This window comes from Paucibacter sp. M5-1 (genome assembly GCF_027498415.2).
GTDB lineage: Bacteria > Pseudomonadota > Gammaproteobacteria > Burkholderiales > Burkholderiaceae_C > Roseateles_E.
This window is the reverse complement of record NZ_JAPZLM020000001.1, coordinates 1,013,345-1,037,859: the sequence shown is the minus strand read 5'-3', so window position 1 is coordinate 1,037,859 and position 24,515 is coordinate 1,013,345. Positions and strand designations below refer to the sequence as shown.

General features: G+C 69.6%; 21 protein-coding genes. 10 read left to right on the top strand and 11 right to left on the bottom strand.

Translation table 11 applies throughout. The features are described from left to right. Positions 1-21 precede the first annotated feature (21 nt). Positions 22-936, bottom strand: coding sequence for a LysR family transcriptional regulator (locus O5M90_RS04790; protein ID WP_269840188.1), 915 nt, complete (start codon positions 934-936; stop codon positions 22-24). A gap of 97 nt (positions 937-1,033) precedes the next feature. Between O5M90_RS04790 and O5M90_RS04785 the strand changes: the two genes are divergently transcribed. Next, positions 1,034-2,053, top strand: coding sequence for an SDR family oxidoreductase (locus tag O5M90_RS04785; RefSeq protein WP_269840187.1), 1,020 nt, complete (start codon positions 1,034-1,036; stop codon positions 2,051-2,053). Between the two features lie 99 nt (positions 2,054-2,152). Then, a complete protein-coding gene (locus O5M90_RS04780) occupies positions 2,153-3,493 on the top strand; it encodes a hypothetical protein (RefSeq protein ID WP_269840186.1) in 1,341 nt (446 codons plus the stop codon). Between the two features lie 9 nt (positions 3,494-3,502). Here the strand turns inward: O5M90_RS04780 and O5M90_RS04775 are convergent, their stop codons facing one another. From O5M90_RS04775 to O5M90_RS04760, 4 genes are all read right to left on the bottom strand, one after another. After that, positions 3,503-4,396, bottom strand: a complete 894-nt coding sequence (locus tag O5M90_RS04775; RefSeq protein ID WP_269840185.1) for a hypothetical protein — start codon at positions 4,394-4,396, stop codon at positions 3,503-3,505. Between the two features lie 86 nt (positions 4,397-4,482). Next, positions 4,483-5,343, bottom strand: coding sequence for a DUF6279 family lipoprotein (locus O5M90_RS04770; RefSeq protein ID WP_269840184.1), 861 nt, complete (start codon positions 5,341-5,343; stop codon positions 4,483-4,485). Next, on the bottom strand, positions 5,344-6,330 hold the full coding sequence (locus O5M90_RS04765; protein ID WP_440401842.1) for a DUF3014 domain-containing protein: 987 nt from the start codon (positions 6,328-6,330) through the stop codon (positions 5,344-5,346). A gap of 117 nt (positions 6,331-6,447) precedes the next feature. Next, positions 6,448-9,000: a response regulator gene (locus tag O5M90_RS04760; protein WP_269840182.1), complete on the bottom strand. Its 2,553-nt coding sequence runs from the start codon at positions 8,998-9,000 to the stop codon at positions 6,448-6,450. Positions 9,001-9,216: 216 nt separating this feature from the next. Here O5M90_RS04760 and O5M90_RS04755 point away from each other — a divergent pair, with 216 nt between their 5' ends. After that, a complete protein-coding gene (locus tag O5M90_RS04755; protein WP_440401841.1) occupies positions 9,217-11,325 on the top strand; it encodes a dipeptidyl-peptidase 5 in 2,109 nt (702 codons plus the stop codon). Positions 11,326-11,329: 4 nt separating this feature from the next. Here the strand turns inward: O5M90_RS04755 and O5M90_RS04750 are convergent, their stop codons facing one another. From O5M90_RS04750 to O5M90_RS04740, 3 genes are all read right to left on the bottom strand, one after another. Then, positions 11,330-12,268 carry an alpha/beta fold hydrolase gene (locus O5M90_RS04750; protein WP_137942139.1) on the bottom strand — a complete coding sequence of 313 codons (939 nt, stop codon included), beginning with the start codon at positions 12,266-12,268 and terminating at the stop codon, positions 11,330-11,332. A gap of 159 nt (positions 12,269-12,427) precedes the next feature. Next, positions 12,428-12,919: a MarR family winged helix-turn-helix transcriptional regulator gene (locus tag O5M90_RS04745; protein WP_269840181.1), complete on the bottom strand. Its 492-nt coding sequence runs from the start codon at positions 12,917-12,919 to the stop codon at positions 12,428-12,430. A 9-nt stretch (positions 12,920-12,928) separates the two neighbouring features. Beyond that, entirely contained in the window at positions 12,929-13,051 is a 123-nt protein-coding gene (locus tag O5M90_RS04740) for a hypothetical protein (protein ID WP_269840180.1), read from the bottom strand. Positions 13,052-13,111: 60 nt separating this feature from the next. Here O5M90_RS04740 and O5M90_RS04735 point away from each other — a divergent pair, with 60 nt between their 5' ends. Further along, positions 13,112-14,191 carry a tetratricopeptide repeat protein gene (locus O5M90_RS04735; RefSeq protein WP_269840179.1) on the top strand — a complete coding sequence of 360 codons (1,080 nt, stop codon included), beginning with the start codon at positions 13,112-13,114 and terminating at the stop codon, positions 14,189-14,191. A 28-nt stretch (positions 14,192-14,219) separates the two neighbouring features. Here the strand turns inward: O5M90_RS04735 and O5M90_RS04730 are convergent, their stop codons facing one another. Together O5M90_RS04730 and O5M90_RS04725 are read right to left on the bottom strand one after the other, a co-directional pair. Next, the gene (locus tag O5M90_RS04730) at positions 14,220-14,867 is read right to left on the bottom strand and encodes a hypothetical protein (protein ID WP_269840178.1); all 648 of its coding nucleotides are present in this window, start codon (positions 14,865-14,867) and stop codon (positions 14,220-14,222) included. Between the two features lie 4 nt (positions 14,868-14,871). Next, a complete protein-coding gene (locus O5M90_RS04725; protein WP_269840177.1) occupies positions 14,872-16,119 on the bottom strand; it encodes a cystathionine gamma-synthase family protein in 1,248 nt (415 codons plus the stop codon). 233 nt (positions 16,120-16,352) lie between these two features. On the opposite strand from O5M90_RS04725, the gene O5M90_RS04720 reads away from it, so the two are divergent. Together O5M90_RS04720 and O5M90_RS04715 are read left to right on the top strand one after the other, a co-directional pair. Continuing rightward, a complete protein-coding gene (locus tag O5M90_RS04720; protein WP_269840176.1) occupies positions 16,353-17,192 on the top strand; it encodes a hypothetical protein in 840 nt (279 codons plus the stop codon). A gap of 26 nt (positions 17,193-17,218) precedes the next feature. After that, the gene (locus O5M90_RS04715; RefSeq protein ID WP_269840427.1) at positions 17,219-17,596 is read left to right on the top strand and encodes a DUF1801 domain-containing protein; all 378 of its coding nucleotides are present in this window, start codon (positions 17,219-17,221) and stop codon (positions 17,594-17,596) included. Here the strand turns inward: O5M90_RS04715 and O5M90_RS04710 are convergent. Further along, entirely contained in the window at positions 17,587-18,495 is a 909-nt protein-coding gene (locus tag O5M90_RS04710) for an EamA family transporter (protein ID WP_269840175.1), read from the bottom strand. The genes O5M90_RS04715 and O5M90_RS04710 overlap by 10 nt on opposite strands. 143 nt (positions 18,496-18,638) lie before the next feature. On the opposite strand from O5M90_RS04710, the gene O5M90_RS04705 reads away from it, so the two are divergent. The 4 genes from O5M90_RS04705 to O5M90_RS04690 are packed head-to-tail and all read left to right on the top strand — an operon-like array spanning position 18,639 to position 24,512. Beyond that, positions 18,639-19,646: a LysR family transcriptional regulator gene (locus O5M90_RS04705; protein WP_269840174.1), complete on the top strand. Its 1,008-nt coding sequence runs from the start codon at positions 18,639-18,641 to the stop codon at positions 19,644-19,646. Further along, complete coding sequence (locus O5M90_RS04700; RefSeq protein ID WP_269840173.1) at positions 19,643-20,980, top strand: hypothetical protein; 1,338 nt, start codon at positions 19,643-19,645, stop codon at positions 20,978-20,980. The genes O5M90_RS04705 and O5M90_RS04700 overlap by 4 nt, the downstream gene beginning before the upstream one ends. Continuing rightward, complete coding sequence (locus O5M90_RS04695) at positions 20,977-21,684, top strand: hypothetical protein (RefSeq protein ID WP_137942149.1); 708 nt, start codon at positions 20,977-20,979, stop codon at positions 21,682-21,684. The genes O5M90_RS04700 and O5M90_RS04695 overlap by 4 nt, the downstream gene beginning before the upstream one ends. Before the next feature lie 8 nt (positions 21,685-21,692). Continuing rightward, entirely contained in the window at positions 21,693-24,512 is a 2,820-nt protein-coding gene (locus tag O5M90_RS04690; RefSeq protein ID WP_269840172.1) for an ATP-binding protein, read from the top strand. Positions 24,513-24,515: the final 3 nt, after the last annotated feature.

The window sequence follows — 24,515 nt, the reverse complement described above, 5'->3', positions numbered from 1 at the left end:
AGCGCTGGCTGCGCGAGCTGCTCAATGCGGCGGCGCAGGAGATTGCACAGGCGGCGCCAGGCCCTGGCATAGCGCTTCGAAGGTGAGCTTGCAGGCCGGGCTCGCGCGCAGGTCCTCGTGCATCGCGACCCAGGTCTCCAGCACAAAAGACAGCTGATCGGGCAGCAGCCGCTGCAGCGCCGGCTCGCGCCGGGCCAGTGCCACCTGACAGATGCCGATGCCGGCACCGGCCCGTATCAGCGCCAGCTGGGCCAGATCGTTGTCGCTGCGCAGCCGGAAGGCCTCGCGCTGCCAGGGAATGCCGATGCTTTTGCGGGCCGCGCGCACAAAGGGCGTCTCGACATCGAAACCGATCAGCCGGTGCCGGGCCAGCTCGGCCAGCGAGCCCGGTGTGCCCTGGGCGTCCAGATAGCGCGGATGGGCATGCAGGCCCAACTCCACCGGGGCGACCCGGCGCGCGATCAGCTGGGCCTGCTGCGGTGCGGTCATGCGCACCGCGATATCGGCCTCGCGCTGCAGCAGGTCCTGCAGCTGGTTGCTCAGCAGCAGCTCGATGGTCAGCGCCGGGTGCTGCGTCTGCAGCCGCGCCAGTATCGGCGGCAGCACCTCGACACCCATCACCTCGCTGGCCGTGATGCGCACCGTGCCCTGGATGCCGCCTTCCACCCCCTGGCTGGCCGCCGCGCGCTGCAGCGCCGCCGCATGGCTGCTCATCGCCTCGGCATGGGGCCGCAGCGCCAGCGCCGCCTCGGTGGGCTGCAGGCCCAGCTGCGAGCGGGTGAACAGCGGCAGGCCCAGGGCTTTTTCCAGCGCCTCGACGTGCCGGCCGACGGTGGGCTGGGCGATGCCCAGCGCCCGTGCCGCGCCCGACAGCGAGCCCTGCTGCAGCACGCTCAGATAAGTCCGGTAGAGCTCCCAGCCAATCTCTTGATCCATACATAAATGTATAGCCGCTCGCTTGTGTTCGCTAATTCCATTAAAGCGCAGGGCCGCCGAGACTGTGGCCATCGCAACAGGTTTTCAGGAGATGGGCATGGCAAAGAGCAGGAACGACAACACGGTGCTGGTGCTGGGTGCCAGCGGTGGCATCGGCGGCGAGGTCGCACGCCAGCTGCGCAACCGGGGCTGGCAGGTGCGGGCGCTGCAGCGCGGTGCGGCCCAGGCCACCGAGCAGCGCGATGGCATCACCTGGCTGCGCGGCGATGCGATGAAGCGCGAGGACGTGATGGCCGCCGCGCAGGGCTGCGCGGTGATCGTCCATGCGGTCAATCCGCCCGGTTACCGCCGCTGGGCCGAGCTGGTGCTGCCGATGCTGGACAACACCATCGCCGCCGCCCAGGCCCAGGGCGCCACCATCGTGCTGCCGGGCACCGTCTACAACTACGGCCCTGATGCCTTCCCGCTGCTGGCCGAGGATGCACCGCAGCGGCCCCAGACGCGCAAGGGCGCGATCCGTGTCGAGCTGGAGCGGCGGCTGCAGGCGGCTGCCGAGGGTGGGCGCTGTCGCGTCATCATCGTGCGGGCCGGCGATTTCTTCGGTCCCAGGGTCGGCAACAGCTGGTTCGCGCAGGGGCTGGTCAAGCCAGGCCGTACGGTCACAACCGTCAGTCTGCCGGGTGCTACGGGTGTCGGTCACCAATGGTCTTATGTGCCCGATGTTGCGGCGACCATGGTCGAGCTGCTGCAGCGCCGCGCCGAGTTGCCGGCGTTCGCCAGCTTCCATATGGCCGGCCACTGGGACGCCGACGGCCGGCAGATGGGTGAAGCGATCCGCGCGGCGGTGGTCCGGCACGGCGGCGCCGCACCCCAGCTGCGCGCCTTCCCCTGGTGGCTGGTCGCGCTGGCCACCCCCTTCGTCGGCCTTCTGCGCGAGCTGCGCGAGATGCGCTATCTGTGGCGGCAGCCGGTGCGCATGAGCAACGCCCGACTGCTCGCGGTGCTGGGCCATGAGCCGCACACGCCGCTGGACCAGGCGGTGGAGGCCACGCTGGCGGGGCTGGGCTGCCTGGCCACGCCGGCGGCGACGGCCAAGACGCTTTCGTCGGTGCGATAGCCCGCTTCGTCCGACGCCGGCCGGGCTTGGTCGGATGGCGCCGGTCGAGCCTGCGGCCCTGGCTAGCATCGCGCGCTGGCCCACTCTCTGATCATCCCGATGTCACGCTACGCCTTCCTTGTGTTGTCCTCCTGGCTGGCGCTGGCCGGCGCACAGGCCCAGACGCTGAGCGTCGAGATCATCGATCTGGGCGATCTGGGCAGCAGCGGACTGCAGGCCTACAACCTGCAGGAGCGCGGCGACACCCGCGTGTTCGCCCGCTCGGCCGCCGGCTTCAAGGACTCGCAGATCTACACCCAAAAGCGCGACGGGGAGCGCTGGCGGGCCGCCGAGCCCCTGCCGTTTGCCGACCCGCGCTGGCGCGACTCCGACCCCCATCTGAGCGCCGACGGCAAGACCCTGAGCTTTGTCTCGGACCGGCCGACGCAAGGCGCCGGCGCTGCGCTGGGCCAGCTCGATCTGTACGAGGTCTCCCTGGTCGATGGCCGCTGGGCCGGCCCGCCGACCCGGCTGGCCGAGGCCTGGCAGAGCCCGGCCTATGAGCTGGGCCCGGAGCGCTATGGCGAGCGCCTGTACTTCGCCTCCTACCGCGCCGGCGGGCCGGCCAAGCTGAGTGTTTATGCGGTCGAGTCCGGCAGCGCCGCGCCCGTGGCCCTGCCGGCGCCGATCAACGAGGGCGAACTCAACAGCGACTTCAGCCTGACGCCGGACGGCCGTCATGCGCTGTGGTGGAGCCGCCGCGCCGGCAGCGCGGGTGGCGATCTCTACCTGGCCGAGCGGGTCGGCGCCGGCTTCGGCCCGGCGCTGCGCCTGCCGGCGCCGATCAACGGGCCCGATTTCGAGTTCACCCCCTCGGTCAGCGCCGACGGCCAGTGGCTGCTGTTTGCCTCGACCCGGCCGCTGGCTGGCGGCGCCCCAGGCCTGGCCCATATGTACCGGGTCAGCTGGCCGGCGGTGCTGGCCGCGCTGGGCCCGGCCGCGCAGGCCCACAGCCAGGCGGCGCTGGACGCCCAGGTCGGCGCGCTGTGGCGCGCTTTCGGCCACGGTGTGGACCAGGGCGCCGATGTCGCTCGCATGAGCGCCTTGCTGCATCCGCAGGCCATGGTGTTCGGCCAGACCCTGCGCGCCGCCAGCACCGAGACGCGCGCCTGGTCGGCGCCGCAGTTTCTGGCCCTGCTGAAACCCCGGCCGGGGCCGGCCATGCATGAGTGCGAGATCCACCGCGAGCAGCGCCGCTATGGCGCCCATGCCCAGGTCTATAGCGTGGTCGAGACCCGCCGCGATCCGGCCCAGGCCCGGCCCGACTACAGCGGTGTCAACAGCATGCAGTGGCAGCTCGGCCCGGAAGGCTGGCAGCTGCTGTCGCTGCACTATGCGCTGGAACTGCCCGGCTTGGCCCTGCCGGCCACCGAGCGGCGCAGCGGGCAGTGTCTGGGCTGAACCGCCGGCTCAGCTGCCGAGCTTGAGCTGCAGCTCGCTGATGCTCAGGCGCAGCGTCACGGTCGCTGCTTGGTCGGCCATGCTCTCCAGCCGGGCTTCCTCATAGGCCAGCAGGCCGCAGCCCGACAGGCGCAGGCTCAGCAGCACCTTCTTCATCGCCGCATCGAGCAGGTCGATGACGATGTCCAGATACTCCTCCTCGAGGATGCGGCCGTCGTCGATGATCTTCTGCACCCAGGCCAGCACCGCGTCGCGCGAGCGCGCCGAGAACTCCAGGGTCAGCTCGCCCAGATCGATGCGCTTATAGCTGGGACGGGGAGGGCGGAAACTGCCGAAGCCGTCCTCGACTATCTTGCTCGTCACCGTCGGCAACCCGACGCGGGTGATGAAGCTGGCGTCGAAGGGCAGGCCCGAGACGCGGAAGTTGGCCAGCGTCGGCCCCTTGCCGCGCGGACTGGCGGGCAGCCTGGCCGAGCCGTCCGGCTTCGCATAGACCACGCTGCCGGGCTGCCAGCTGATGCCGATGCCAAAGCGCTGCTTGGACGTCGCGTCCAGCATGGGCAGCCGCAGCTCGGTCAGCAGGCCCTCGCGCCATTCGACCCGGCGCTGCAGCTTGCCGTTCTGGTCCAGCACCAGCGCGGCGCCGGCCAACTCGGCAGGCCTGTGCTCGGGCAGCGAGAGCGCCCAATCGAGCAGGGCCTGCGCCTGCAGCGGTTCGAACTCGGCCTGCATCGGCTCGATATGGGTGTTATTGCCCAGCGCCGGCCGGCGGTCCGGGCCTATCGGTGCGACCACCGGTTCGAGCCGGTAGGCGGGCATTTGCAGGCTTTGCACCGGGCCGGCGACCTTGCCGTCGAGTTCGATTGCCAGCTGTGCGCTGTTGTAGCCGGGGCGAGTGGCCATCTGCATGCTCCCTGTTGACCTGCTGGCGCGAGCATACGGAAGCAGCATCGATTCGGCGAGCCCCAAACAGGGCTCATGAGGCCGTCTCAGGCTGCTGCGGCCAGCTGCCGGAAGTCGTCTTCGTAGCTCTTCAGCGTCTGCTGCGCCCGGGCCCGCTGAGCCGGTGTCGTGGCGCTGTGCAGCCGTGCGAAGGTGTTGCAGCCCTCGCGGATCTGCGCCTGCTGGTAGCGCTGGTAGGCCGGGTCGGGCGAGACCGTCACGCGCTGCAGCCAGGCCCGCAGCAGTGCGCGCGCCGGCTCGGGGGCGAGCTGCTCGGTCTTGATGCGGCGCAACTGCTGCAGCAGATCCTGCTGGCGGCGCAGCCGCTCGGCATAGCTGCGCTGCGGATCGAACACCGCCGACGCCAGCCCGGCGCGGATCGCGTTCTTCTGCGCCTCGTCCAGGCTGCCGTACAGCATCTCGCTGCGCGACAGCACCTGCTCGTAGCGCAGGCTCGCCAGCTGCTCGGCCGGAATGTCCACCCACTTCTGCTTCCACTCGAGATTGGCGGTGCTCTGCTTGCGCTCCAGATGCCTGAGCTGCTCGGCGCTCAGATCGCCGGCCAGCCACGCCAGCGTATCCAGCGCTGGCTCGGCCAGCTCGCCCAGCAGGCTGCGCCCCTGCTCGACGATGGCGCAGGCCTGCTCGGCCGCGATCGGCTCGGCCAGCAGGGGCCGCACGCGCTGCAGCAGCTCTGCATAGCGCGGCAGCTGCTCGCGCCGATGCCGTAGCTGCAGGCGTTGAAGGCTTTCGCGCACTTGCGGCGCCTGTTCGTCGTTGAAGTCCAGATAGCTGTCCAGGCGCCAGTACAACAGCGTGGGCGCCTGGTTGTAGGCCAGCTTGACCGTGCTGCAGGCCTGCAGCAGCAGGGCGGCCAGCAGCAGGGCGAGGACGCGCCAGCTCGGCATTCAGCGCCCCAGCCGCAGCAGACCGGCGCGCAAGCTCTTGAGCTTGATCTTGAGCCGCGCCGCCTGAGCCGGGCCGATGCGCAGCATCATCTTCTGCCCGGTGCTCAGCGCCTCCAGTGCCGGATCGGCGATCTCGTAGCGCGGCGTGGTCGGCGTGCGCGCGGCGGCGGCCAGGGTCTCGGGACTGGCCGGCTTGACCCTGAGCGCGCTCTTTTGCAGCGGCGTGGCCAGCATCTGGTCAATCACCGCGATCAGCCTGTCATTGAAATAGCCCTCTGGATGGCCCAGCTCCACATAGGTCTGCTGCAGCAGCGGATACATGCGGGCATACAGCGAGAGCAGGCGGGCGTTGTCCGTGCGCTCGAACCAGCGCAGGAAGTCTGCATAGCGCTGGCTGTTGGCGGCGGCGATCACACGGCCGTCCTGAGCCTTGCGGGCAGGGCTCAGCCGCAGCTCGCCACGGGCCGGTCGCAGCAGCCATTGCGAGGTTGGTGGCTGCTTCTCGCCCAGCTTGTCGACGCTGGCGACGAAGCGGCGTGCCAGCGGCTCCATATAAAAGTAGCGAGCCAGCGCCTTCGGCCCCAAGGTCTTGGCCACCACACTGTCCACCTCGTTGGGCAGGATGGGCGGCCGCGTGGCCTGGGCGGCGACCCGGTGCTTGATCGCCGGGCTTGCCGTGGCGGCCGTGCGCGGGGGGGCCGGGGGCGCGGCTTTGGCGGCGGTCGGGGTGTTCGGTGTCTTCGGGGCTGGGGCGTTTGTCTCTGCGGCCATCGTCGCAGATGCGGGCGGCACTGGAGGCAATGCGGGTGTCGCGCTCGTGGCCGGCGGGTCGACCGCAGGCCGGGCCGGCGCCGGGGTCACGAGACCCGAATCGCTGCTGCTGCCTGGCGTGGCGAGCGGGCGCTGGGTCAGCTGCCAGCCGACTAGGCCGAGCGCCAGCAAGCCCATCGCTGCACAGGCCAAGACCAGATTCCGAGTGTTCAGCATCATTGATTCATGCCCCAGGTGGACGCGCCAGCGTCCGCGCAGGGGCGAAATTACCATGGCCGGGCGGCATGAGGCCGGCGGGGCCGGCGCGAGTGTTGTTTGCGCAGCGATGCCTGCTCATCGGCCACCGGCCCGGTCTTGCTGGTCATGGTCCAGCGGCGGTACCCAATCCAGCAGCGTGCGCGCAAGTTGGCGCGGGTCGATGGGTTTGGAGACGTGGGCATTCATGCCGGCGGCCAGGCACTCCTGCTTGTCCTCGTCCAGTGCGGCGGCCGTCATCGCAATGATGGGCAGACGGGCCGCCTGCGGCAGGCTGCGGATCACGCGCGTGGCCTGGATACCGTCCATATCCGGCATCTGCATGTCCATCAGCACGATGTCGAAGGCCGCTCGCTTGATCCAGTCAACGGCCTCCTCGCCGTTGTTGGCCACCGTGACCTCCAGACCTCCCAGCTCCAGGAAGGCACAGGCCACCTGCTGGTTGACCAGATTGTCCTCGGCCAGCAGCACGCGCGCGCCGCGCAGCGGCCGCAGCAGCTCTGCAAAACTCGACTCCCCGATGCCCTGGGCCGGCGGCGGTGCCGTCTGGCCATGCTGCAATTCGAGTACCGCCTCGAACAGCCGCGAGTGCGTGACCGGCTTCAGCACGATGCCGATGCCGGCCGCGTCGCCGTCGATCTCCTCCAGCATCTGCTCGCGCTGCTGGGCGCCGACCATGATCAGCACCGCCAGTGGTCGGCCGCCATGCTCGCCCGCGATCTGTCGTGCCTGCTGCACCAGCTCGAGGCCGGCGGTCTTCCAGTCGAGCAGCAGCAACTCGTAGGGGGCCCGGCGGTCGGTGCGGCGCAGCTTCAACAGCGCGTCGTCGGTGAATGAAGCGGTGCCTACCTGGAAACGCCAGCTTTGCAAGATCTGCTGCAGTATCAATCGCGCGGTGGGCTGGCTGTCGACGATCAGCGTGCGCATGCCGTGGATGCGGTGCAGGTCGATGCGCTCGGCGGCCTCGCTGGCCGGCTCGAAATTGGCCGTGAAACTGAAGCAGCTGCCTTCACCGGGCGTGCTGCGCACCCAGATATCGCCACCCATCAATACCACCAGGCGCTTGCAGATCGCCAGGCCCAGGCCGGTGCCGCCGTAGCGGCGGGTGACGCTGCTGTCGGCCTGCTCGAAGGCCTGGAACAGGCGCTCGGCCTGGGCCTTGGGCAGACCGATGCCGGTGTCACGCACGCTGAATTGGATCTGGATCTGGGTCTCGCTGCGCGAGACCAGTTCGGCGCCGATCACGATCTCGCCGCGGGCGGTGAACTTGATCGCATTGCCGACCAGATTGTTCAGCACCTGGGTCAGACGCAGCGCATCGCCGCACAGGCGCTGCGGGATGTCCTCGCCGATCTCGAAGAACAGCTCCAGGCCGGCCTCTTCGATGCGGGCCGAGAACAGATGGCCGACATTCTCTATCGTCTCCTCGGGGCTGAACTCCTCGCGTTCGAGCACCACCTTGCCGGCCTCGATCTTCGAGTAGTCGAGAATGTCGTTGAGCAGGGTCAGCAGGGCCCGGGACGATGTCTGTACCTTGCTTAGCAGATCGCGCTGGCGCGCCCGCAGATCGGTCTCGAGCACCAGATGGGTCAGTCCGATGATGGCATTCATCGGCGTGCGGATCTCGTGGCTCATGCTGGCCAGGAACAGGCTCTTGGCCGCCGTGGCGGCCTGGGCCGCGTCGCGAGCGGCGGCAAGTTCGACGCTTTTGCGGTGTTCGTCCTGATGCGCCTGGACCAGGCGGGCGTAGAGCATGCCGTTCTCCAGCAGTAGCTCCAGCAGCACCACGCCGCAGGCGAGCAGGCCGAAGATGCGGCCGGCATAGAAGCCCAGATCGTAGCGGCCGCCGTTGAACATGGCCGACAAGGCGATATCGAACAGCCAGGCGCTCAGCACCACCACCAGCCACAGGTCCAGCACCGTGTAAGGCCGCTGCCGCGACAGCACCAGCAGGGCCACCAGGCTGAATAGCCAGACGCTGGCTACCGTGCCCCGCATCGCTGCGGTGTACTGGTTGCCGCTCATGATGGCCGGTAGCGCCGCCTGCCCGGCTGTCGCCAGCGCGATCAGGCCCAGCGCCACCAGTGTGGCCAGCAGCGGCACCGCGAGGGCCATGCGGCCATAGGCAGGCGAGGGCAGCGGCGCGGCGCGCTTGAGCAGCGCATAGCCCAGCACGAACAGCGGAAAACCGCTGTGCCAGAACATATAGATCCAGGCCGTGCTCTGTGGCCCCGCGCCCAGCAGACCGGTGGGCGTGAACATGCCGGGAAAGGTCAGCCCATGCCCGACCGTCAGCAGCAGGCTGAACAGATAGCCGCTGCCCAGCAGCAGCAGGGCGGGTGAGCGCAGGATGCGGTACTGGCCGAACAGCAGCACCGCCGTGATCAGATCGATGATCACGAGGGCCGACTCATAGATCGGCATGAAGGCCACGACCGCTGGTAGCTTCAGCTTGGCCTGTGGCGCCACCACGCAGAACAAGACCAGCGAGACCAGCAGCACGGCCAGCGCCCGCCGGCGCTCTGCGCGCCCGGCGGGCTGGTTCAGCAGAAAGGCCGTGGCCTCGTCACCGGGGCCAGCGGCCGCTGCAGGCGCGTTCGCGCGCGCCGAGCTTGCGCTCCATCCTTGCACGTCGCCTCCCTGAAGCCGAAATCTCGCGATCGTGTTTGACGGCCAATAGTCAGTGAAGTCAGGCCTTGTCGCAATGCTTCGTTGCAAAAACGAACAGTTGCTGACCGCCAGGCTGCCGCATCGCTGCGGCGGTCGATCGGCGACCTGATCCACGGATCGCACTGTCATCCCTCGGCAACGCCAGCGCCGGCCGCCAGGGTTTGCGACACTGCAGGGATGCCCAAACCCCCCGCGCTCAGACTCTCCGCAACTCAGCCGGCGCTGAGCGTCGACGACCTCTGGCGCTTCGAGCGCATCGGGGCGCCATCGCTCGCGCCCGATGGCCGCCGCCTGGTCTGCAGCGTCACCCGCAGCGATATGGACGCGAACAAGTCCAGCAGCCAGCTCTGGCTGATGCCCACCGACGCGAGCGCCCCGCCGCGCGCACTGACCCATTGCGGCGAAAAGGACGGCGCGCCCGCCTGGTCGCCCAGCGGCGGGCAGATCGCCTTCCTGGCCCGCCGCGAGCAGCAGGGCAGCAAAGACCTGAGCCCGCAGCTTTATCTGATCGACGCCGACGGCGGCGAGGCCCGCCGCATCAGCAATTTCGCGCCGGGCATTGAGTCCTTCAAGTGGCTGGCCGACGGCCGGCGCATCGTCTTTGCCGCCTGGGTCTGGCCCGAGCTGAAAGGTGCCGCCGCCCAGGCCCGCCGCTACAAGACCGAGGTCAGCGAGCGCAAGGAGAGCGGCTACGCGACCAGCGAGGCCTATTACCGCTACTGGGACGACAACCTGCCGATGGGCCGGGTGCTGCACCTGCTGCTTCTCGATGTCGGCAGCGGCCGCATCAGCGATCTGTTCGAGGGCACGGGCCTGGAGCTGCCCCGCGATGCCGGCGGTAACGAGGTCTATGACGCGAGTCCCGATGGCCGCCGCATCGCCTTCGCCCATGACCCGGCCACCGTCCAGCTGCTGGGCAACCGCCAGGCCCTGGCCGAGATCGAGATCGCCAGCCGACGGGTCAGGGCCCTGGCCGACGACCCGGCCTGGGACTTCGGCGCGCCGCGCTACCGGCCCGATGGCCGGGCGCTGGCCTTCACCGCCGCCCATATCGGCCGCAGCCACAAGGCGCTGGCCCAGCTGGCCGTGGTCGATTGCGGCGGCCGCGCCAAACCGGGCTGGCGCCTGATCGCCAACGATGAGTCGGGCCTGGACCTGCATGTCGACGCGCCGCTGCGCTGGACCGGGGACGGTGCCGCGCTGCTGTTCACGGCCCAGCAGCGCGGCCGCTGCCATCTGTGGCGTCAGCCGCTGGCCGGTGGCGCGCCTGGTGTCGTTGCCGAGGGTGGCTGGGTGCAGGGTTTCGATGTGGCCGGTGATTTGCTGCTCACGGCCAGCGACAGCGCCCATCATCCGGTGCGCCTGCATGCGCGCCGGCTCTCGGGCAGTAGCGAGCCGCCGCAGCGCCTGGATCGCTTCAATGACGCGCTGCTGGCCCGCCGCAAGCTTGGCGAGCTGCGCGAGGTTCAGATCAGCGGCGCGCTCGGCGAGCCAGTGCAGATGTGGCTGACCCTGCCGGTGGACTTCCATCCGCGCCGCAAGCACGGGCTGATGCAGGTCATCCACGGCGGCCCGTTCGCGGCTGCCGGCGATACCTTCGGCTACCGCTGGAACCCCCATGTGCTGGCCTCGCGCGGCCATGTCGTGGCCCAGGTCAACTACCACGGCTCCAGCGGTTTCGGCTTCGAGTTCCGCAACAGCATCATGGGCCGCCAGGGTCAGCTGGAGCTGCAGGACATCGAGGCCGGCAGCGACTGGCTGCTGGCCCAGCCCTGGGCCGATGCGAAGCGCCTGTCGGCCACCGGCGGCAGCTATGGCGGCTTCATGGTCGCGTGGATGAACGGCCACATCAAGCCCGGCCGCTACCGCAGCTATGTCTGTCATGCCGGCGTGTTCGACCGCATCGCGACCTTCAGCGCCGACTCCTACCCGGAGCGTCCGCGCGATCTCGGCGCGCTGTACTGGCAAGACCTGCCCCGCGTGCTCGCGCAAAGCCCGGCCAGCTTCGCGCAGCAGATGCAAACGCCCACGCTGGTGATACACGGTGCTCGCGACTTCCGCGTGCCCGACTGCAACGGCCTGGCCTACTACAACACCCTGAAGGCGCGCGGTGTCGATGCCCGGCTGCTGTGGTTCCCCGACGAGAACCACTGGGTGCTGAAGCCGCAGAACTCAAGGCTGTGGTACTCGGAGTTTCTGGACTGGGTGCAGGGGCAGGAGGCTGCTGCCGAGAAGAAGGCCGGCGCCCGCAAAAAGCGCGGCGCCGGCTCGCCGGACTCGCCTTGAAGCCTCAGTTCCTGATGAAGTTCAGCAGGTCCTGGTTGACGCGATCCTTGTGGGTGTCAGTCAGGCCGTGCGGTGCGCCCGGGTAGACGATCAGCTGGGCGTTCTTGACCAGCTTGGCCGAGGCGCGGCCGGAAGCGTCGATCGGCACGATCTGGTCGTCGTCGCCATGGATCACCAGGGTCGGTACATCGAACTTTTTCAGATCGGCGGTGAAGTCGGTTTCCGAGAAGGCCTTGATCGAGTCATAGGTGTTCTTGTGGCCGCCTTGCATGCCTTGCAGCCACCAGTTGTCGATCAGGCCTTGCGATACCTTGGCGCCGGGGCGGTTGAAACCGTAGAAGGGGCCGGTCGGGATGTCTTTGTAGAGCTGGGCGCGGTTGGCCGTCTGCGCGGCGCGGATGCCGTCGAACACCTCGATCGGCAGACCGCCGGGATTGGCCGCCGTCTTCAGCATCAGCGGCGGCACGGCGCTGACCAGCACCGCCTTGGCGACCTTGCCCGTGCCATGGCGGCCGATATAGCGGGCCACCTCGCCGCCGCCGGTGGAGAAACCCACCAGCACGGCTTTCTTGCCCTTCAGATCCACCGCGTTGATGACGGCAGCCAGATCGTCGGCGTAGTGGTCCATGTCATTGCCTTCCCAGGGCTGGCTGGAGCGGCCATGGCCACGGCGGTCATGGGCGATCACGCGGTAACCCTGGTCGGCCAGGAACAGCATCTGCGCTTCCCAGCTGTCCGAGTTCAGCGGCCAGCCGTGGCTGAACACGACGGGCTGGCCGTTGCGCGGACCCCAGTCCTTGTAGTACAGCTGCACGCCTTGCTGGGTCGTGACATAGCTGCCGCTGGGCTGGGCCGCAGCCGGCGGCGTGCCGGCTGCGAGTGCGGCACCAGCGGCGAGGCTCAGCGTGGACAGGGCGATCAGTTGCTTGGCGAGGGCTTTCATGGCAATTCCTTGGTGTGGTGGGTGAGGAGGGGGCAGGGAGGAGTTATTGATTGTTGGAAATTAAATCGTGTGCGATGTATTTGTTGTGAGTTCGGATCGTTCAGCTTCGTCCGTGGTGTCTGGCGTGAGAGAGAAAGAAGAAAAGTCGGGTGGCCGGGCTCAGCCGCCGGCCCTGAGCATGCGGCCGCGCAGCGCCAGCAGCCGGTCGCGCATCTCGTTGATCTCGGCGAGCGGCGTGTCGGCGGCCGTCGCGATGCATTGCGGGATCGCCTGTGCCTTGGCCTGCAGCGCCCGGCCTGGCTCGGTCAGCGTGATCAGCACTTGGCGTTCATCGGCGGCCGAACGGGCCCGGTCGATCAGGCCGGCGGCCTGCAGGCGCTTGAGCAGCGGGGTCAGCGTTGGTGACTCCAGGAACACCCGCTCGCTGATCTCGCCGACGGTCAGGCCATCGCGTTCCCACAGCACCAGCATCACCAGGTATTGCGGATAGGTCAGGTCCAGTGTCTTCAGCAACTCGCGATAGACCTTGTTGAAGCTCAGCATCGTCGAGTACAGCGCGAAGCACAGCTGCTGGTCCAGCAGCACGGCCTTGGGCTGTTGCTGCGGCGTCGACTTGATGACTGCGGTGGAAGAAGTGGTGTTGCGTGCCATGGATGAATATTAAATCGTGTGCGATTTAATTGCAAGCAACTTCACTTGCCAGCCTTCCTCTATTTCTTCCGGTCTGGGTCCGCGCGCCGGCTGAACCATGATGATGGCCATGCGCAGCAGCAGGGTTTTCATCGTGATGATTGTGCGGGCGGCGAGGTCAGCGGCACGGCCGCCGATGCTACGCTCGGCTCCATGGATCCCCGCAGCGCGCCCGATTCCGCCGACGGCGACAGCGCGGCCGAGTGGCTGGCGCGGGCGCAGAGCAGCCTGCAGGACCAGCATTGGCAGCGCCTGCAGGACCAGCTCGACGCCTTGCTGGCGCGGCGCGATCTCAGTGAAGCACAGCGCGTCGAAGCCTTGCTGCTGCAGGCCACCGCCTGCTGGCGCCAGGGCGATCTGTCCGGCGTCACCCGGCCGGCGCTGCAAGCGGCCGGGCTGGCCGCCGACCTCGCTGCGCTGCGGCGCCAATGCATCCGGGCCCTGGGCTTCGCGGCTTTCGCGCTGTCGGAGCTGGGACTGGCGGACGCAGCCCTGCCACACGCGCTACGGGGCCTGGCCTTGGCACAGGACGACCCGGCCCAGCATCAGGCCTTGCCCGGCGCCTTGAGTTGCGCGGCCCATGTCCATGCACGTCTGGGTCAGTTTGACGAAGCCGAAATGCTGCATATGCAAGCGCTGTCGCTGGCGCGTGAGTCGGGACTGCCCGAGGCGCTGCACCAGGCTTATGCCAATCTGTTCAGCGCTGTCGTCAGCGCCCATGCTGAACTGGCGGCCGGCGCGCCACAGGCTGATGCGATCCGCGCGGCGCAGGCCTGTGCGCAGCGACATGCCAGCCATGTGCTCGGCTTTCTGGACGACCAACGGCTGGGGGCCTACCGCCGCATGGTCCTGATGCTCAATCTGGGTGATCTGCTGTCGCTCGCGGGTCGTCTGGACGATGCCGAGCCGTTGCTGCGCCACTGCCTGGCGCTGGCCGAGGAGCAGGGCACTCGCTACTACCAGATGTCCGCCGAGGCGGCGCTGGCGGATCTGCTGCTGCGGCGCGACCGACCCTCGGAGGCCATGTCCCTGCTGCAGCCCCTGCTGGCTCCCGATGGCGCCCAGCCGGGCTCCAGCCTGCGTCTGCTGGCGCTGCGCACGGCGCTGGCCTGCCAGGGCCGGCTTGGCGACGAGGTGGCGGCCGAGACGCTGCAGGCCGAACTGGCTGAGCTTGAGCGTGCACGAGCGCGGGTTCGCGCCAGAGCGCTGGCCCATCTGGGCGAGACGGTCTGAGGCTTGGCGGACTTTTGCTGTCGCCCGCCTATTTGGCGAAGCAGTAGAACAGCCCGCCGCTGCCCAGCTCCGAGAGCTTGGCCGCGCTGCAGCCGCGGCTCTGGTGGGCCGACAGCCAGGAGGTGGCCCAGGACTCCTTGATCGCGCTGGCGCGGTCGTGGTGGCCGACCAGGGCGGCGCCGTCATCGGCCGCACTCGTCCAGTTCTTGCAGGTTAGGTCGGGGTCCAGCGGCGAGGGGGCGGTGCCGTCCGCACGGGTGCCGGTCAGGATGTCGTGCCAGCGGCCCGGGGTGGGCTGACCGCGCTCGGACAGCGCGGTGTCGCGGCCGATGCGGTTGCCCGCGCCATGCAACTCATCGAGGTTGGCGGCGATCAGCTCGCCGCGCGCGTTGTGCCAGGGGCCGGTACCGATGCGGTCGCGCGCATCGATGCTGGGCTGCTGCTTATTGGACTGCTGGCTCAGATAGGCACGCCAGCTCCGCTGGCCCGCACCCACCGCCGTGGCCAGCGCCTGGCAATGCGCATCGGCCCCTTCCAAGCCGCCCAGATCCGCACCCCGGCCCGGGCCGAGGCTGGTGACGAAGAAGCTCATCGTCGCGGTCTGCGGCGCCGGCGGGTGGGCGCAGGCGGCCAGCAGCAGGGCGGCGAGGAGCGGGATGCGGCGCAGGCCTGCCACAGTCTCAGCCCAGCGCCTGCGCAAAGTCGGCGATCAGGTCGGCCTCGTCCTCCAGGCCCACCGAGAGCCGCACCAGCCCGTCGGCAATGCCCATCTCGGCACGCACGGCGGCGCCGGCTTCCCAGAAGATGGTCGGCGCGACCGGGATGATCAGCGTGCGGGTGTCGCCCAGGCCGGTGGCCTTGATCGGCAGCCGCAGGCGGTTCAGCACCTCGTTGAGCGCGGCCGTGTCGCGCAGCTCGAAGCTCAGCAGCCAGGAGCCGGCCTTGAAGAGCCGCGCCGCGCGCTCGTGCTGCGGGTGCGAGGCCAGGCCCGGGTAGTGCACGGCGGCGATCTTGGGATGGGCTTGCAGCCATTGCGCCAGTGCCAGCGCGGTGGCGCTGCTCTGGCGCACGCGCAGGCTCAGGGTCTCGGCGCCGACGCTGATGCGGTGGGCGTTGTCCGAGGACAGCGTGCCGCCCATATCGCGCAGGCCCTTTTTGCGGATCTGCTGCAAGCCCCATTGCCTGGGGTCGCCCTTGCGGTAGGCGGGGAAGATATGGGGATAGGCCTGCCAGTCGAACAGCCCGGTGTCGGTGACCGCGCCGCCCAGCGCGTCGCCATGGCCGGCAATGGTCTTGGTCAGCGAGTTGATCACCAGGCTGGCGCCCACGGCGGCCGGGCGGAACAGGGCCGGCGAGGTGATGGTGTTGTCGACCACATAGACCAGGCCGCGTTCGCGGCACAGCGCGCCTATGCCTTCGAGATCCGGAATCAGCGTGCCGGGATTCGAGACGGTCTCGACAAAGACCAGGCGGGTCTCGGGCCGCAGTGCGGCCTCGACGGCGGCCACCGAGCCGGCGTCGACCTTGCTGACCGCCACGCCCAGATCCTCCATCGTGCCGAGCAGGCTGTTGGTGTTGCCGAACACATAGCGGCTGGAGACGATGTGATCGCCGGCGCGCAGCAGTGTCATGAAGATCGCGGTGATCGCCGCCATGCCGGTGGCGAAGCTCACCGTGCCAATCCCTTGCTCCAGCCCGGTGATCTTGGCCTCCAGCGCGGCCGTGGTCGGCGTGCCCTGGCGGGCGTAGTTGAAGCCGCCCTTGAGCGTGCCCTGGAACACGCCGATCAGGTCCTCGACGCGCTCGAAGCCGTACTGCACCGAGGTGTGGATGGGTTTGTGCACGCCGCCATGTTCGACGCCGAAGCGGCGGTCGGCGTGGATGTTGTCGGTGCTGAGCTGGGAATTGTGGTGGTCGGGCGAATTCATCGCGGAAGGATAGCAGCGGCGGGGCGGCACCCCAGCGCATCTCGGCTGCGGCGTGGATCAGCAAATTGCTGATGGACGAGGCGGGCGAGGCTGCTCAGAATCCGCCCATGCATGCGTCCCGACGCCCCGTCTCTGCCAGCCCCCATGCCCCTATGCAGCCGGCCGCAGCAGTGCGGGGAGCTCGCACTTTTCATCAAGACCGCAGCGAGCCGAGGCCGGCAGCCGGCCCGCGTGTGGCCGCGCAAGCGCGGCAGATGGCGCGGCTGCGGCAGCCGGCGCCCGGCAGCACGGTGCAGGCGGTGGCCCAATGTGTTCGCAAAGGGAAGAAATTCGAGGGCGAGGACTTGCGCCGCTTGCAGGCGATTGCCGAGCGCATGGGCATCGACCCCGCCCAGCTCAATTTCTACGATGCCGAAGGCCGCGGCAATAACGCCAGCGGCAACGATGTGTCGATCGAAGGCAGCTTGCTCAGAGGCAAGGATGAGGATCAGCTGAATTTCACCGTCGGACATGAGTTGTCGCACTACAAGACCTTCGACACCCGTTTTGGCGGATCGGAACAGCTGCCGCTGGGCAGCATGACGGCCGCGATGCTGGGTGCCAGCGGGCTCGCGACCTTGTCGCTGGGGCCCTTGGGTGGTTTGCTGGGCGGCGTTCTGGGTGGCGCTGCGGGCTTTGCCGGCGAGATGGCGGCCGGTGGTGGCTATCTGAACGCGGCGGTGACCGGCGTCAGTGCGGCTAGCCTGCTCAGCCTGGGGCCGCTGGGGGCTTTTGTGGGCGGTCCGGTGGGCGGCTTGGTGGGCACGCTGCTGGCGGCCGGGCTGTCCTTGCCTCTGATCAGTAAGCTGTTCGAGATCAAGGCCGATCTGCATTCGGCCAAGAACGTCGGTGCCGAGGGCGGGATCAAGCGCTTCGACGACGAGATGCGCGAGCATTCGAGCGATGCGCAGGCCGGCCAGACCCCGGGCAATGCGCTGCTCGACCCGCTCCACCCGCCGCTGAGCTTCAGAAAGCAGTATCTGGGCTGGTTCCAGAGCCTGGTGGGCAAGAAGGACGAAGCCAAGACGGATTGATGGAGGGGGATCGGAGCATGACGCCGATGATCTTGACTGCCGCCAAAACGCCCGACGAGTACATCGCCTGCCATCAAGCCGGCAGCTGGCAGCGCGTCTATGCCGAAGCGCTGCGCGCGGTGGTGCACGAGAGCGCCCCGCAGCTGCAGGAGCGGCTGAAGTGGGGCCACCTCGTCTACTTCAATGCAGCCGATGAGCCGGTGCTGCTGATACGCATCGAGCCGCAGCGCCTGCTGTTCGGCTTCTGGCAGGGTCAGCGCTTGCGCCATATCGAGCCGCGGCTGAGGCCAGGCGGCAAATACCAGATGGCGACGCTGGAACTGCGCGAAGGGACGGCGCTGGACCGCGCGAAGATGCTGCAACTGGTGGCCGAGGCCGCGGAGCTGGGCTGGGATCAGGGCTGAGGCGGCGCACCGGCCAGCCTGCCGGCCGTACCTGGCCAGCGCCACCGCGTCGCGGCCAGCACCAGGCCGACGGCAATCAGCGCCATGCCGAGGCTCTGGCCCGGGCCGGGTCGGGTGCCGAAGATCAGCGCCGAGAACGCCAGCGCGAACACCGGCACCAGCAGGGCCACCGGCGCCACCGTGCCGGCACCGTGGCGGGCGATCAGGGTGTTCCAGACCCAGTAGCCGAACAGCGTGCTGGGGTAGACCTGGAAGGCCAGCGAGAGCAGGGCGATCGGTTGTGACAGCAGCTGGGCCGGCAGCGCCTGCAGCGGCGCCAGACCCTGGGTGGCGACGGCCAGGGCGAGCAGCGCCGGGGCCGCGAACAGGCTGGACCAGACCATCAGCGCCAGCATGGCCCGGGCACCCGAGCGCCGCACGATCACATTGGCCAGACTCAGGCTGGCGGCCGCCAGCAGCATCAGGGCCAGGCCTAGCGCCGTGCTGCCCGGCCCGGCCGAGGACAGCAGCACGAGGACGAAGCCCAGGCCGGCGACCAGCGCGCCCTGGCGCTGGCGCCGGCTCAGGGCTTCGCCCAGCCACAGCCAGGCCAGCAGCGGTGTCAGGAAGGCGCTGCTTTGCAGCAGCCAGGCCGCCAGCCCCGGCGCCAGCCCGGAGCGCAGCGCCCAGCTCACCCCGCCCCAGGTGCCGACACCGAAGGCCAGGCCATAGGCGATCAGCCAGCGCCAGGCGATGGCCGGCCGGGCGACCCACAGCAGCAGCGGGAAGGCCGCCAGCGCAAAGCGCAGCGCCGCCAGCAGCAGCGGGTCGATGTGGGCGACGCCAAGCTTGATGAAGGAAAAATTCAGGCCCCAGATCGCGGCGACGAAGGCGGCCAGCAGCCATTCGGAAGGTTTCATGGGGCGGATTCTTTCTGTGAGTAAGTCGCATGAAAAACGGATTGGAAGCGCGGTGATCGTGCGTCATATGCACAATGCCACCCATGCCTGCCCGCAAACCCTCCACCACAAAGACGTCCGAGTCGCCAAGGTCTTCGACCTCCTTGCCCGGCCGTTCGCTGCCGCCGCTGAGCGCGCTGCAGGCCTTCGAGGCGGCCGCGCGCCTGGGCAGCTTCACCCGCGCCGCCACCGAGCGCCATCTGAGCCACAGCGCGATCAGCCGGGCGGTGCAGGCCGTGGAGCACTGGCACGGCCTGCCGCTGTTCGAGCGCAGCGGTCCCAAACTGAGCCTGAGCGCGGCCGGCGAGGCGCTGCGCCAGCGCCTGGCCGAACCCCTGGCCCAGCTGCACCGGCTGGGCCCGTCGCCGGGCGGCCGCGCAGCGCCGGATCCGGCGGCTGTCCTTTCGCCGCGTTCCGAGCCGCTGGCCCTGTTCACGCTGCCCTCGCTGGCCGCGACCTGGCTGCTGCCGCGGCTGCCGCGTCTGCTCGCGCGGCAGCCGCAGCTGCAGTTGACCCTGCACACCGGTTATGCGATGCAGAGCCTGCCGCCGCTGCACAGCGCGGTGGCGCTGCGCTTCGGCCAGTTCGAGCGCGCGGGCCTGCGCTGCTGGCCGCTGTGGAGCGACGCGGTGGTGGCCGTGGCCACGCCGGATTGGTTGGCCCGCCATGGCGCAGAGCCGGCGCTGTGGCCGGCCGGCGAGCGTCTGCGCCTGCTGTCGGAGCCCTGGCCGCTGCGCCTGCAGCGCTGCGACGATGAGGGCGCTGAGGCTTCCGCAGCCGGCCCGGCAACGGCCGCGCGCCTGCCGCCGGCCGAGGGGCCGGGCTTCAATGACGCGCTGCTGCTGGTGCAGGCCGCGCTGCTGGGCCTGGGCGTGGCCTGGGTGCGGCGCTCGCTGGTGGCGCCCTGGCTGCGCGACGGTGCGCTGCGGGCGCTGGCGCAGGAGCCCGCCGCGCGGGCCGGCCGCACCGGCGGCGCGGACGGGCACAAGACCATGTGGCTGGCCTGCCGCGACGAACTGGCCGAGCATCCGGCGGTGCGGGCCTTCGTCGACTGGGTGCTGGAGGAGGTGGCGGAGGAGGCCGCTGCTGGCCCTGGGATAATCCCGCCATGACCGATCACGAGGCAAGCGCCGCCGACGACACCGTCGAGCTGCGCTTCGAAGACTATTTCCGCGAGGGATCCGCGCCGACCGAGGCGCTGCTGTGGTGGCAGCTGGAGCGCAACGAGGGCCTGCTGGCCGCGCTGCGGGCGCTGTGCCATGGGCCGGCGGCCCTGGTGCGCCTGCGGGTCTGGGTGTTCATGGAGCTGATGGCGCTGCCAGAGTCGCGCGTGGCGCGCGACACGCTGAACCGCCATTTCCACAGCTTGCGCGAAGAGGCGCTGGAGCTGGTGCTCAAGCGCCTGCGCGAGGCCGAGCTGCTGGCCTGGGACGGCTCGAACCAGCAATACAGCGTGACGCCGCTGGCGCAGCGCCTGCTGGGCCTGCTGTCGCCGCTGACGCAGGCGGCCGAGCAGGACGCCGACCTGGCGGCCTTGCTGGCGAATGTGGCCGGTGCCCACCAGATGGGCACCCTGGACCCGGCCCAGCTGCACCATCTGCAGGCCCAGCTCTCGCGGCTTTACGACGAGTTCGCCGATGCGATCGCCAGCGGCTCGGAATTCCATCTGCGGCGCGCGCGCCAGCGCTTCGAGCGCGCGCTGAAGCTGGTCGAGCGGGCCAGCGAGGCGCTGAAGGCCATCATCGAGCAGGCCGAGGCCGACGGCAATGCGCGGCTGGAACGGCTGGCGCGCGAGCTGGGCCTGGCCCAGGCGCGGCTGCTGGCGATGGCCAGCCAGTTCAACCGCGCGCTGCAGCAGGCCGACCGCCAGCGCGTCACCCTGGGCTCCACCGGCATCACGACCACCGATGTGCGGCGCTGGCTGCAGAACGTGCCCTTCCTCGAAAACCTGTCGCTGGGCGCGCTCTCGCGGCCGGTGCACCCGGTGCTGGTGTCCCAGCACGAGCTGTTGGACCTGGCCGAGGCCGAGTTCGAGCGCGACCGGCCCAAGCCCAAGGAGCTGGAGCCGCTGCCGCCGGGCCAGGCCGCCCCGCCGGGCCAGCTGGCGGTGCTGAGCCTGCCGCCCGAGATGGGCGAGCTGCAGGCCTTGCTGACCCGCTGGCTGGCCGCCGGCGAGCCGGGCCAGGCGCTGGAGCAGGACGTGGCCCCGGCCGTGCTGGGCGGCAGCTATGCGCGCAGCGCCTACCGCGCCCAGCTGCTGCCGCTGCTGGGCGACCCGCAGGCCCAGCACCTCAGCGGCGCCACCGGCGATATGGCGCGCCAGCCCTGGCGCGTGCGCTGGTCGGCCGAGCAGGGCGAGACCAGCGATGAATTCGTCAAGTGGATGAGCCGCGGCGTGCTCTACAACCCGGCCCCCGATTCCCCGAAAGAAGCCTCTTCCTCATGAGCCAAGCCCTGGATGATGCCGCCCACCTGGCGGCGCAATTGATCGCGCGCCGCTGGCTGCCCCGCAACCATGCGCTGGTGCGCCGTGCGCTGATCGACACCGAGCTGTGGGCCGCCCTGGGCGACCGGCTGGCCCAGGTCGGGCTGAAGGTGATCGACAACCTCTATGCCGACCATATCAGCGTCGCGATGCTGCGCCCGGCCGAGGTCTCGGTGTTCGGCGAGACCGGCCTGGCGGCCAATAACAATCTGGACCTGCCGCGCGACGGCGTCGCGCTGCTGATCGTGCTGTGGTCGCTGATCGTGCTGCCCAAGCGCCAGCGCCAGGTGGCGCGGGCCGAGGCCAAGGAGGAAGGGCAGGGCGAGTTCTTCGCCACCGACAAGCCGCTGCCGCTGGCCGCCAGCGTCTCGCCCACCGTGTCCTACCGCAGCCTCTTGGCCGATTTCGGCAACCAGCTGGGCAAGAAGATGCGGCTGGACTCCAACCTGAAGCTCTTGGAGCGCAACGGCTTCATCATCCGCCGCGGCGAGGACATCGCCGAAGGCCCGCTGCTGGACCTGCTGCTGGACTACGACACGCTGGCGCCGCGCATCCTCGACGGCGCGCTCGCCGATGTGCTGGCCCGCTCGACCGACCCGGCCGCCGCGCCCCTGGTCGCCCGGCTGCAGGCCGGCGAACAAGCCGAACTCGACAGCGAGACCTGACCCCATCTATGTTTCATCTGCAATCTCTGGAACTGCTGCACTGGGACTACTGCCAGCGCGTCTCGATGCCGCTGGACGGCGCCATCATCACGATTGCCGGCCCCAATGGCTCGGGCAAGACCACGCTGCTCGACGCGATGCGCACCCTGCTGGGCCTGGAGTGCTCGGGCGGCCGCACGTACAAGACCTATGCGCGCCACGCCAATGCCGAGACGGCCTGGCTGCGCGCGCTGGTGGACAACCGCGCGCGCGGCCGCCAGAACAGCTCGCGCCCCTTCGCCAGCTCGCTGCTGTACTCCGACCAGGTGACGCTGGCCTGCCGCATCGAGCGCCACGGCGGCGACTGGCAGCGTCGCTATGTGATGCTGGACGGCGTGCACGAGATCGAGGCGCTGGCCGAGAAGGCCGAGAAGGACTGGCTGGGCATCGAGGCCTGGAAGCGCCGCCTGGAGGCCGCCGGCCTGACCCGCGCGATCGGCCGCGTGCTGGCGCTGGAGCAGGGCCAGACCGACCGGCTGTGCGAGCTCTCGCCCAAGGAGCTGCTGCGCCTGGTGTTCGAGGTCTTCGGCGACCAGGAGGTGCTGGACCGCTACGACCAGGCACGCAGCCACCAGCAAAGCCTGCTCAAGGAGGTCGAGCAGGCCGCGCACGAGCTCTCGCACACCCAGGCCCAGCTCTCGGACCTGGCCAACCGCGTCAACAGCTATCAGCAGTACCAGCTGCGGCTCAAGGAGCGCGAGCGCCTGGCCACCGAGGTGGTGCCGGTGCTGCAATGGGCCGAGTCGCGCGCCCGCACCGCGCAGAACCTGCGCGAGCTGCACCGCCAGCGCCTGTTCGCCGCCAGCGACAAGCGCCAGATGTCGGCCAAGCGCGCCGAGCTGCATGCGCTGCACCTGGGCCATGAGGCCGCCAAGCAGAAGCTGGTGGACCTGGAGGCCGAGCGCAAGCTCGCGCGCGGCGCCTTTGATGCGGCCCGCGAGGCCGAGCGTCCTGTGGAGCTGCTGGCCAAGCGCGAGGAGGAGCTGAAAGCGCTGGCCGCGGTGGAGTCCGACGGCCAGGAGCTGACCCAGCGCCTGGAGGAACTGAGCAGCCGCCAGCACACGCTGCGCGAGAGCTTCACGCGCCAGAACGACCAAAGCCGCAAGGCCCAGGCGGCGATGGAGGCCTTGAGCGGCCAGCGTCTGCCGCCGCCGCCGCCCGAGGTGACGCGCTTTCGGCGCGCGCTCGACGAGGCCGGCATCGCCCACCATGTGCTGGCCGACTGCATCGACATCGCCGACGAGGCCTGGCGCGCGGCCGCCGAGGGTCTGCTGCGGCCCTCGCGCTGGGTGGTCGTGCTGGCCCACAGCGGCGACGAAGGCCGCGCCTTCGGCCTGGCGGCCAAGGAGCGCTACCGCCACTACGTCGTTGCCGACGGTGAGAACGCGCCGGCCCAGGCGCCCAAGGACTCGCTGCTGGCGGCGCTGAAGATCAATGCCAAGCTGCCCGGCTGGCTGCTGCGCCAGCTGGCGACGATACGCTGCGTCAAGGACACGGAGACAGGTGCCAAGGCCGGCGGCGAGTGGATCACGCCCGAGGCCTATTACCGCGACGGTCGCGGCGGCCGCAGCCTCTGGGTAGAGGCGCGCGACTACCAGTTCGGCACCTCGGCGCTGGATTCGCGCCGCGCCTCGCTGGAGCGTGAGCTGAGCCGCTACGACAGCGAGCTGAGCCGCATCGCCAAGGAGCAGGCCGAGGTCGAGCGCCAGCTCAAAGACGTGCAGCGTGCCGCGCAAGGCCACAAGGCCGCGCGCGAGCTGGCCGAGCGGGCGGCCGAGTTCGCCGAAGGCCGGGCCCGCCTGGCCGGCCTGCGCCAAGCCCGTATCGAGGCCGCCACCCGCATGGCCGCGCTCGACGCCGAGCATGACCGCGCGCTGACCGCGGCGACCCGCAGCGAGCGCGACTACGAGGCCGCCCAGGGCGGGCTGAAGGCCAGCGAGGAGAACGTGTTGCGCGTGCTGCGCGAGCATGAGTCGCGCCGGCAAGACCTGGCCCTGGCGGCCAAGGCCTCGCGCGAGGCGCGCGAGCGCTTCCCGGCCAGCTGGACGCTGCCGGCCAAGGTGCAGGCGCTGCGCGACGAGTTCGAGAACGCCAAGCAGGCCGAGATCGCGGCCCGCCATGTGCAGCAGGAGCTGGACACCGGGGTGTGGGAGACCGATCCGGCCGTGCAGGAGCGCCATGCCCGCATGAACGTCTCGGTGCTGGAGCAGAGCAGCCAGCTGGAGGATCGCCGCGCCAGCAACGAGATGGCGCGCATCGCCGCCTTCAATGCCCGCGAGCGCTATATCGACGTGCTGCGCGCGACCGTGCGGCGCTACAAGAAGAATGTGCAGGAGCTCGGCGAGCTGGCCGGCGTGATGGCCCAGGCCGAGCTGCCGCATCTGGACAACGACGATATGGTGCTGGCCCAGGCCGGCCTGCATGTGCGCTTCAACTTCGACGGCAAGGGCGAGGTGGGCCTGAACGACGGCGAGGCCTCGGGCGGCCAGCAGGTGCTCAAGAGCCTGATCCTGCTGGTGGGCCTGATGAAGGACGACGAGACCCCCGGCGGCTTCGTCTTCATCGACGAGCCCTTTGCCCACCTGGACGTGCGCAATATCCAGCTGGTCGGCCACTTCCTGCGCAGCACGCGCGCGCAATACCTGCTGACCACGCCGATCACGCACAACGTCGAGGTCTTCGAGCCCAGCGAGATCACCCTGGTGACCAGCAAGAAGCCGCGCGGCGAACGCTGGGCCCCGCCGATCGCGGTGATCACGCGGCGGCCCGAGAAGTCAATCTACGACTGAAGG